This is a genomic window from Pseudoalteromonas sp. SG45-2, from assembly GCF_014164115.1.
Lineage (GTDB): Bacteria > Pseudomonadota > Gammaproteobacteria > Enterobacterales > Alteromonadaceae > Pseudoalteromonas > Pseudoalteromonas distincta.
Genome location: NZ_JACJEO010000009.1, coordinates 166,274 through 173,672 on the forward strand (window position 1 = coordinate 166,274; position 7,399 = coordinate 173,672).

The window sequence follows — 7,399 nt, forward strand, 5'->3', positions numbered from 1 at the left end:
TGCATTAAAATCGACTAAAAGAGTGTTACAAACTGTAAAATCTTCAATTTCTATTCGCCATCACCATGATATAATTAGTCAAATGCCCTAAAATATCGCCGTCATGATAGCAACAATTACACAGCAAGATGCCGCGACAGAACTTGTCGCAAATTACCTAAACACCATTGCAAGCCAAGGTTTTAGTGGAGATACCGATGCAAGTTATGCAACGCGTATTACTGCTTCAACCGATAACAGTGTGTATCAGGAAATACCCCAAGGTGTTATTTTTCCAAAAAGTGAAAAAGATATTCAACTCGCACTGCAAACTGCATCTCGCGACCCATTTTTATCTTTAACTTTTGGCCCTCGTGGTGGCGGAACAGGTACTAACGGTCAATCGTTAACACCAGGTATTGTTGTAGATTTGTCTCGCTATATGCGCGAAATCCTCGAAATAAATGTAGAAGAAGGCTGGGTACGCGTTCAAACCGGCGTAATAAAAGATCAACTTAATGACTTTTTAAAACCTTATGGTTTTTTCTTCTCGCCCGATTTATCTACCAGTAACAGGGCAACTATTGGTGGCATGATAAGTACTGACGCCTCTGGGCAAGGTTCGCTAGTTTACGGAAAAACAAGCGATCATGTTTTAGGGCTTACAACTTATTTAGTCGATGGTACACCTATGTGTACCTCACCAATAGACATCGACAAAGCAAAAATTATAGCCGAGCAAGACTCTCTAATTGGTAGTTTATATAAAACAGTTTTAGATATTTCAGTTAATGAACGCGCAGCTATTTTAGCTAAGTTTCCACGGTTAAATAGGTTTTTAACCGGCTACGACCTAGAGCATGTGCTAAGTGATGACTTACTTACTTTTGACATGAGCCGACTAATAACAGGTTCAGAAGGCTCATTAGGTATAGTAACTGAAGCTAAATTAAACCTAACACCGATTGCTGAATTTAAAACCCTTATAAATATCAAGTACGATAGTTTTGATTCAGCACTTCGTCATTCACCGTTTTTAGTTGATGCACGCGCAACATCGGTAGAAACCGTTGATAGCAAAGTTTTAAACTTAGCGCGTGAAGACATTATTTGGAATTTAGTATCGGACTTAATAACCGACGTACCAAATAAAGATATGCAAGGCCTTAACATGGTCGAGTTTAATGCAGTATCAAACGATGATATAAAAGACAAAGTAGACACGCTTTGTAAACTTCTAGACGAATGCGTAGCAAATCAAACTAATGGCGTTATTGGTTATCAGTTAACCAGTGATAAAAGCGATATACTTAAAATTTACGCAATGCGTAAAAAGTCTGTGGGTTTATTAGGTAATGTAAAAGGCAGTCAAAAACCACTCGCCTTTGCAGAAGACACCGCTGTACCCCCTGAAAACTTAGCAGATTATATTGTCGAATTTAGAGCATTACTCGACAGCCATAATTTACAGTATGGTATGTTTGGCCATGTTGATGCGGGGGTTTTACACGTACGCCCAGCACTTGATATGTGCGACCCAGAACAAGAAAAACTACTTAGAACTATTTCAGATCAAGTAGTAAAACTAACCGCTAAGTACGGTGGTTTAATGTGGGGCGAACACGGTAAAGGTTACCGAAGTGAATATAGTCCTGAATTTTTTGGTGAGCATTTATATACTCAACTTCGTAAAATAAAGACAGCTTTTGATCCTAACAACCGTATTAACCCTGGTAAAATATGTACTCCTATCGATAGTGAAGACTCACTAGTTAGTGTTGATGGACAAAAGAGATCGCACTTCGATAAGCAAATATCAATAGAAGTTAAAACCAGTTTTAACAATGCAATGACCTGTAATGGTAATGGCATATGCTTTAATTACGATGAAAATTCACCTATGTGTCCATCGTATAAAGTAACTGGCGATCGCCGTAATTCACCAAAAGGACGCGCAAGTTTAATGCGCGAATGGCTTCGATTACAAGAGTCAAAAAATGTAGATTTACTCGAAGTAGAAAAGCAACTTAACAAAGGTGAAGTAATCACCTGGTGGGAACGTTTTGTTCATAGCCGCGAAAAACGAAAAGGTATTTACGACTTTTCTCACGAAGTAAAAGCGTCAATGGATGAATGTTTAGCATGTAAAGCATGTACAACTGCATGCCCAATTAAAGTAGATGTACCCACTTTTCGTTCACGCTTTTTAAATTATTATCATAGTTATTATGCGCGTCCGCTAAAAGATTACCTTGTTGGTAACATAGAAAACAGCGCGCCATTAATGGCAAAGTTCGCTAAAGTCATAAATCCAATTGTTAAAACATCATTAGTAAGCAATGTTATTAAAAAAACAGTTGGCTATGTTGATACACCACAGTTAAGTATTCCTGCACTTTCAAAGCGTATTACTAAAACACAAAAATTTGATTTTGATTTATTAAATAAATTAAATGCAGAGCAACAAAGTGAATATGTATTAATAGTACAAGACCCATTTACGAGCTTTTACGAAGCCGAATTAGTAGAAAGTTTTATTACTTTAATAACCCAACTTGGCAAAAAACCAATGCTATTACCTTTTAAACCAAATGGTAAACCGCAACACGTAAAAGGTTTTTTGCATGAATTTAAAGTTACAGCTAAAAATGCAGCTGAGTTTTTAAATAAATTAAATGATATTAATGCACCCCTAGTCGGTTTAGATGCGTCACTCGTTATGTGTTACCGCGATGAATATAATACAATTTTAGAAAATAACCGTGGTGAATTTAATGTGCAACTTGCCCATGAGTGGTTAGAAACACAATCGTTTAAATCACTAAGCGCAAAGCAAAATACAGATACCGAATTTACATTACTGAGTCACTGTACTGAAACAACTGCACTGCCAAAAGCGGCAAATGTTTGGCAAACAATTTTCAGTGATATTGGTTTAACATTAAAAACAACAAATACAGGTTGCTGTGGAATGGCGGGGACTTATGGCCACGAAGCACAAAATCAAGATAACTCACGTGCACTTTACGAAATGAGTTGGAAACCAATTGTAGATAAAAATAAACCAGAGCAACTTTTATCTACGGGATTTTCTTGTCGTAGCCAAGTTAAACGTTTTGAACAATTTAAACCAAAACACCCAATTGAATTACTAGCACAGGTTCTTAAATAACTTTATAAAATAAGAGTGCTTAAATAAGGTCACTTATATAAGAGTACTTAAATAGTTTTATCTAAATACCAATTTAGTGAATTATTCATTAAATACAAAAAGGCGCAACGATTAACTTCATCAGTGATGAAAATAACCGTTACGCCTTTTTTAATACGTATTCTTAATTTACCTAGTTTAAATAATTATTTTTTAACAAAACTATCGGCAATAGGTTTAGTGCTAATACCATGTATAAATACACTAAACAAAATAGTCGTCATTGCTATCGTCGCTATTTGATATTTGTTTTCTATTTGCGTATCTATCACCATCAATGTAAAAACAATTGATGCTAATCCTCTTGGTCCAAACCACGCAAATGTAAAACGCTCTTTAATACTCAATGCCGTAAACTGCAGAGACAGCATAACTGGAATTATTCTAATCAATGTTGTACTTAACAAAGCGTAAATTATAATCTCAGTATTTAATTTAGGAATAACTAAGTAAGCACAAACAAACCCGAACAAGCACCAAATCATTAACGATGTGAAATCTGCGATATGCTCTGAGTCTTCAATTAATTCTGTTCTAACTTCTTCGGTCGAAAATTTATCAAATAATAAACCTGCAATAAACACCGCAATAAATCCACTGCCATGAAAATATTGAGTCACAGAAAACACAGCCATAGCAAAACCGAGTAATAAAAACGGACTGGTATTTTGTGCAAAGTAATGACGTTTCATTGCAAAGTTTAAACTCGGTATAAAAACAACAATACTTGTAATAGCTATTAATAAAGCCAAGCCAAGCTCTCGGCCAAACACACTTAGTGTTTGTGTTGCAGTAATAGCTGAATCAGGATTTTTAGCGAGTAATATAAATATTAAAAATATAGGTACGCATAATCCATCGTTCAAACCACTTTCAGTATTTATTCCTTCGCGTATTTTTTCAGGCACTTGTGTACTTGCTAGTAACCCTTTACTTAAAGCTGCATCGGTAGGTGTTAAAATAATAGCGAGCAACGCTGCTTGAATAAGTGAAAGCTCAGCAAAGAAAAATAAAGCAACAGCAATACCAAGTAACAAAGTTAAGGGTAGGGCAACAAACAACAGTAAACTAGGATACTGAAAACTATGCCTTAATACACTCAACTTTGATTTAGCTGCATCAGAAAATAAAAAAATACTTAGCGTAAGCTCTATAAATGGTAATAAAAGATCAACGCCTTCTTTTATTTTATCCCCTTCGTTGGGTAGCATTGAAGCTAAACATATTCCGCCAACAACAAAAAACATTGGGCCTGTTACTTCTGTTTTTTCTAACTGGCGAAGTGTTAAAGAATAAATTAAAAATAATCCGCCTATAAATGCTATTACTAAATACTCCATTAAATTTTCCTTTTAAGTCCTGACTTTGCTCGCTCTTTAATATTTGTTTGAATATAAATTTGATCGGTAGTCGCAATTTTAGAATGGCCTAAATCTTCTGATAAATGTTTAAGCGGTCTGGTTTGCGCATCATGTGTAGCACCTGTATGACGAAGCCAATGTGCAGTTGCAGCGCCAAGTTGTTCAGCGTCATCTTTAAAACCATCATCAAGTAATGATTGCTGAGCATAATCAAAACTTTGTTGAACTAAACGCCTAATTTGCCTTACGGTCATACCACCTTGACCGCGAATTTTATGAACTAACGGCTCAGATTCATCAACCCGAGGAAGGGCAGGTAGACCTCGATATAATCTGTATCGTTTTAAATATTCAACAAAATCATCACTTAAGGTTACATCTCGTAATTTATTACCTTTACCCATTATACGTAAAAACCAAAATCCATCATTATCTTGCCAAAAATGAGACATCACCGGCGACCATTGTGGGCGCTCAGATAATTCTGAAATTCGTAAATAAAGACCTTTTAAGCAGGCAAGCGTAAATAAGTTTCGCTCTAAATCAGGGTTATGTTCGCATAAATCACGCGTTACACCAAAAACGTATTCCCATTGAATATCGCTTAATGTGTCTGGAATTTGAATTTGTGATTGAACAACTAAGTACGGACTATTTTTTTTAACAACAGGGACAAAGTTAGCAAATGTTTTTTCTTCTAGTAAGGCAAACTTATAAAATACATTTAGAGCAGTAAACATAGACGATAAAGTTTGCTGACTAGCAATGGATTCTTTAAGCATAAAAGGGCGCCAATTTTGGTTTAATCGACGAATTCCTTGCTCATCTTTATAACGCCATTGCACTGAAGTTGCAGCCCATGCTTTATCGGGTTCAACCATAAAATCAACGTAAGCTTCAATATCTTCACGTTTTAAATCAAATACTGATTTTTCTGCTATTAACCACGACCATAAATAAAAGCGTTCAAGCTCATTTCGAAAACGACTATAAGTGGCTTCTGACTTTCGGCCATAAACATATAAAAACTGATACAAGAATGTCAGATCAGCTTTTGATTCAGTTACAGTCAAGCCAATTTCCTGTATAAAGGATGCAAGTTCTGGGTATTCTGAATTGAGAGTACCGTCATCTAGATGGGCAATTTGATATCTTAATTGTTTTAACGTATCAACCAAAGCAACAAGCATAATGTATAAATATTCAATTAAATAATAGACTTACAGAATAACGTTAAAGTCCGATACTGTCTAGTATTGGACATAGTAAAGCTCTAATTATTTTAATACCGTGATTATTCTATGGTTGTTGGTTGCTATATCTTATTAAGGAAAACATTATGAAAAAACTAATTATACTAAGCGTACTTGCTTTAACTGTTGCGTTAACTGGGTGTGCTACTACAGGTAGTGCATCACCAAGCGAAAAACGTTCACTTGTACAAAGTATGAAAACAAATACATTAGATAAATTATACGCTGAAAAACCTGATGTTAAAAAACAAATTGCTAATTCTGCTGGTTTCGCCGTTTTTGATAACGCTAACGTAAATGTTGTTTTAGCTAGTTTTGGTGGCGGTTACGGCGTAGTTAAAAATAATCTTACGGGTAAATCGACTTACATGAATATGGGCGAAGCCGGTTTAGGGCTTGGCTTAGGTGTAAAAGATTTTAACGTTGTAATGGTTTTTCATAACCAAGCTGCATTAAATAGATTTATTGAACATGGTTGGGCATTTGGCGGAAACGCTGATGCGGCTGCAAAATATGAAGATAAAGGCGGTGCACTGGTTGCTGAAGCAATTGCAGATCAAGTTACTGTGTATTCTGTAACCGAAAATGGCCTTGCACTACAAGCTGTATTAAAAGGAACTAAGTTTTGGGTAGATTCAGAGCTTAATTAACCACCAAATTACTCTCCTAAAAGCGAGCTGGTTTGTATAATCACGCTCGCTTTATTATAATCCAACCAATTTAACATAACGTAATTTATGGGTTGTTACTGTCTGCTTTATATTATCCCTGCCTTAACTTTCAATTAAGTTCTCTTCATTTTATTTTTGCAAAAACGTTCAGTAAGCTCCAGTAACCCATCTACTTCCAATACATCTAATCCTAAGTTTTTATACGAGTTATGAATTTGACTTACTGTCAGAGGTAAATAATTTAAATCTTTTTGATTTCTACCGAAATCAAATAATCCCGTTACTCTTGCATGTAATTTCCCTAAAACAAATATATTACTCATTAACACTTCGGGAGACTTCATGAACTCTCTGGGAGATTTAAAGCCATCTTTCACACATTTCATTCTTGAATTATGCACTTGTAATGTAACTAAAATTTCTGATAGATAATCACCAATTTCAGGTTCACCTGAATGTATGCAATCTCTAAAGATAGTTCTATGGCTATTTGGTAACTTCGGTAATTCTTGGTTTAATTCTGAGGTGCATTTATCATTTTCTTCGTTTTCTCTTCTATATGCTTCTAACAATAATTTTGCACTTAATTCCAAGTAATTAGTCAGTTCACTTAATACTTCAGGTAGGAATGCTTTAGATGCAATAAAGTCGCGCTCTTTCTTTTTTTTGTCATTGTATTGAGTTGTATATAGGGCTATAAAACTAGCTAACAGTGCTATTAAAGCTGCATTTAAAGTTTGCCAATCTTTAAGTACCTTAATTAAACCCTCTAAACCATTATAGAACAAAGGTTCTACAAACATAAAACCTATATATAATGCTATTACTGAGCCCGATGAAATATAAAAGAATATTCCTCTTACTATTTTCATTAAAATACCTCTTTATATTCCATAAGTTATTTTTCGTGTTTAACTATCACTT

5 protein-coding genes are annotated in these 7,399 nt (G+C 35.0%); 2 read left to right on the forward strand and 3 right to left on the reverse strand.

What is annotated here, in order from left to right; all coding sequences use genetic code 11:
• Positions 1-103: 103 nt before the first annotated feature.
• Entirely contained in the window at positions 104-3,151 is a 3,048-nt protein-coding gene (locus H5116_RS08775) for an FAD-binding and (Fe-S)-binding domain-containing protein (protein WP_182715980.1), read from the forward strand.
• 185 nt (positions 3,152-3,336) lie between these two features.
• Here H5116_RS08775 and H5116_RS08780 read toward each other — a convergent pair whose 3' ends face one another.
• Complete coding sequence (locus H5116_RS08780) at positions 3,337-4,530, reverse strand: sodium:proton antiporter (RefSeq protein WP_165736076.1); 1,194 nt, start codon at positions 4,528-4,530, stop codon at positions 3,337-3,339.
• A complete protein-coding gene (locus tag H5116_RS08785; RefSeq protein ID WP_182715981.1) occupies positions 4,530-5,741 on the reverse strand; it encodes a tyrosine-type recombinase/integrase in 1,212 nt (403 codons plus the stop codon). Before H5116_RS08785 ends, H5116_RS08780 begins: the two co-directional genes overlap by 1 nt.
• A gap of 149 nt (positions 5,742-5,890) precedes the next feature.
• On the opposite strand from H5116_RS08785, the gene H5116_RS08790 reads away from it, so the two are divergent.
• Positions 5,891-6,454 (forward strand): YSC84-related protein, encoded by a 564-nt coding sequence (locus H5116_RS08790; protein WP_182711996.1) that lies wholly within the window; start codon positions 5,891-5,893, stop codon positions 6,452-6,454.
• Positions 6,455-6,588: 134 nt separating this feature from the next.
• Here H5116_RS08790 and H5116_RS08795 read toward each other — a convergent pair whose 3' ends face one another.
• Positions 6,589-7,347, reverse strand: a complete 759-nt coding sequence (locus H5116_RS08795; RefSeq protein WP_182715982.1) for a hypothetical protein — start codon at positions 7,345-7,347, stop codon at positions 6,589-6,591.
• Positions 7,348-7,399 lie beyond the last annotated feature (52 nt).